Raw genomic sequence first — 2,144 nt, 5'->3', positions numbered from 1 at the left:
CCGCTGGACGGGCCGCCCGAACGGCCTGCGGGCCATCCTCACCGCGGCGGTCCAGCGCGACTTCTGCACGGCGGTCGACCTGGTCGACGAACTCTCCGCGGCCGGCCTGGACCGCAGCCCCACGGTCGCCAGGGCGGCGGAGGAACTGACGGCGGGCGTGGCATCGTCGGCGGAGGGCAGGGCAAGGGCAGTCATCGCGAACTCCCCCCTCCCGCCCCCGCTATGGAACCCGGACCTCTACACGGCCACCGGCGAATTCATCGCCGCCCCGACCGCGTACTGGCCCGCGGCGGGCGTAGCCCTGGAGATCGCATCCCCGGCCTACCCCTTCCTCCACCCCACCCCCCACCACCCCCGCCGCCAACGCCTCGAATCCCACTCCATCCACGTCATCACCACCACCCCCACCACCCTGAACACCGACCCGGCGGCCTTGATCACGGACCTGAGCAGGGCGCTGACGGCGGGATATCGGGCGGGGGCGGCGCGGGGGGTGCGGGTGGAGACGGAGTAATCGGCCGGGGGCGTCGACCAGGACGGATGATCAGCGGCCGGAGCCGTCATACCCTCGACGCACGGATCCAACGAACGCGGCCCAAGCCTCCTGGGAGAACCCGAGTACGGGCCCTCCCGGGACCTTGGAGTCCCGCACCAGCATGTTGTCGTGGGGACCGCGGGGGACGGCTATCTCAACGCAGTTGCCGCCGGAGCCGTTGCTGTGGCTGCTCTTGCGCCAGTGGAGAGGTACTGAATCGGTCATCAGGCAAGTCCTTGCATCGAGTGTGTGATCAGGTCGCTCGAACGCCGCGGACTCAAGGACAACGCACGCAGGTTGTCGAAAGCCTTCGTGTACCGAGCGATGTCTTGTGGGCCTTCCAGGTAGACAGCGTCCGAGAGACCATCGCGGTACACGACATCGGGGTCCTCCTGCTCGGGAAACCCCAGCAACGTGAACGCTCCGGTAGCCGGATAGGTCCCGGCGTCGAACGGCAGCACCTGGACCGTGACGTTCTTCAACTGGGCCATATCCAGTATGTGCTGGAACTGCTCGCGCATCACCGCGGCGTTCCCGATGACGTGACGCAACACGCTCTCGTGCACGATCGCCCACAACTCCAGCGGTACGGGAGCGGTGAGCAGAGCCTGGCGCTCCATGCGCACGGCGATCATTCGTTCCGTGTCGTCCGAGTGCGCCTGCGTCGTGGCGCGATGCAACTCCCGTGCGTACTCCGCTGTCTGAAGCAGCCCGGGAACGAACTCGCATTCGTACGTTCGTAGCCCCGCGGCCGCCTGCTCCAGCCCGACATAGACGGAGAACCAGCCCGGCACGGCATCGCCGTACGCATGCCACCACCCGCGGGTCTTCGACTCCTTGGCGAGCACTCTCAGCAGTTCGCGCAGGTCCTCGGAGGTCTCGTAGTAACGGCAGAGAGCATCGATGTCGGACGGCTGCACTCGCCCCTGGCCCGTCTCCAGCCGATTGACCTTGGAGCCACTCCAGTCGAGCGCCTCCCCGACCTGGGCGCAGGTGAGCTTGTTGTCCTCACGGAGCTTCTTGAGCTCGATCGCCAGCCGACGGCGACGAGCGGTTGGTGAACCGGCCACTTCAACCCTTCGTTCGGTACCTGGAGTTCAGTCTCATCGGGTGGTCGATCTGCCGCCAGTCACTCGATAGGGCGAATCCCTTTGTGCACATTGCATAGCGGGATGGGCGCTGCCATGCTCGCACACGAAACGACAGAAGTGCTCGCGTCTGCGGCGAACAAAGGGGTTGGCGCGTATGGACATCGATCACGACAGTTTGAGAAGGGCATGGGAGATTGCCTTCCTGGCCGAACCCCAGGAAGTGGCCGCCCTACGGCGAATCATTCGCATGCACCTGACGACATGGGATCTGCCGGCGCTGATCGATGTGGCTCAGCTCTGTGTCAGCGAACTCGTCACCAACGTCATCACACACGTAGGCCCGGGCACACCCACCACCCTGGCTCTCTCAATGAACGGCCCGAACCTCCGCCTTGAGGTCCGCGACCCAGACAGCCGAGCCCTCCCCACCCTGCTGGCCGCCACCCCCACCTCAGAGCACGGCCGCGGCCTCGGCCTCGTCTCCGCCGTGACGGAACGATGGGGGGTTATCCCTTCAC

General features: G+C 66.3%; 3 protein-coding genes and 1 pseudogene. 2 read left to right on the top strand and 2 right to left on the bottom strand.

Going from position 1 to position 2,144, the window contains the following annotated elements:
- Positions 1–514, top strand: a pseudogene (locus ACFU99_RS41565) (hypothetical protein); the annotation flags it as partial.
- Between the two features lie 30 nt (positions 515–544).
- On the opposite strand, the gene ACFU99_RS41560 reads toward ACFU99_RS41565, so the two are convergent.
- Positions 545–760, bottom strand: coding sequence for a DUF397 domain-containing protein (locus ACFU99_RS41560; RefSeq protein ID WP_384403383.1), 216 nt, complete (start codon positions 758–760; stop codon positions 545–547).
- A complete protein-coding gene (locus ACFU99_RS41555) occupies positions 760–1,605 on the bottom strand; it encodes a helix-turn-helix domain-containing protein (protein ID WP_384403380.1) in 846 nt (281 codons plus the stop codon). Before ACFU99_RS41555 ends, ACFU99_RS41560 begins: the two co-directional genes overlap by 1 nt.
- A 175-nt stretch (positions 1,606–1,780) precedes the next feature.
- On the opposite strand from ACFU99_RS41555, the gene ACFU99_RS41550 reads away from it, so the two are divergent.
- The coding region (locus tag ACFU99_RS41550; RefSeq protein ID WP_384403377.1) for an ATP-binding protein at positions 1,781–2,144 on the top strand (364 nt) is incomplete at its 3' end.

The organism is Streptomyces sp. NPDC057654 (genome assembly GCF_042800135.1).
GTDB lineage: Bacteria > Actinomycetota > Actinomycetes > Streptomycetales > Streptomycetaceae > Streptomyces.
This window is presented reverse-complemented; position numbering and strand designations above follow the sequence as displayed.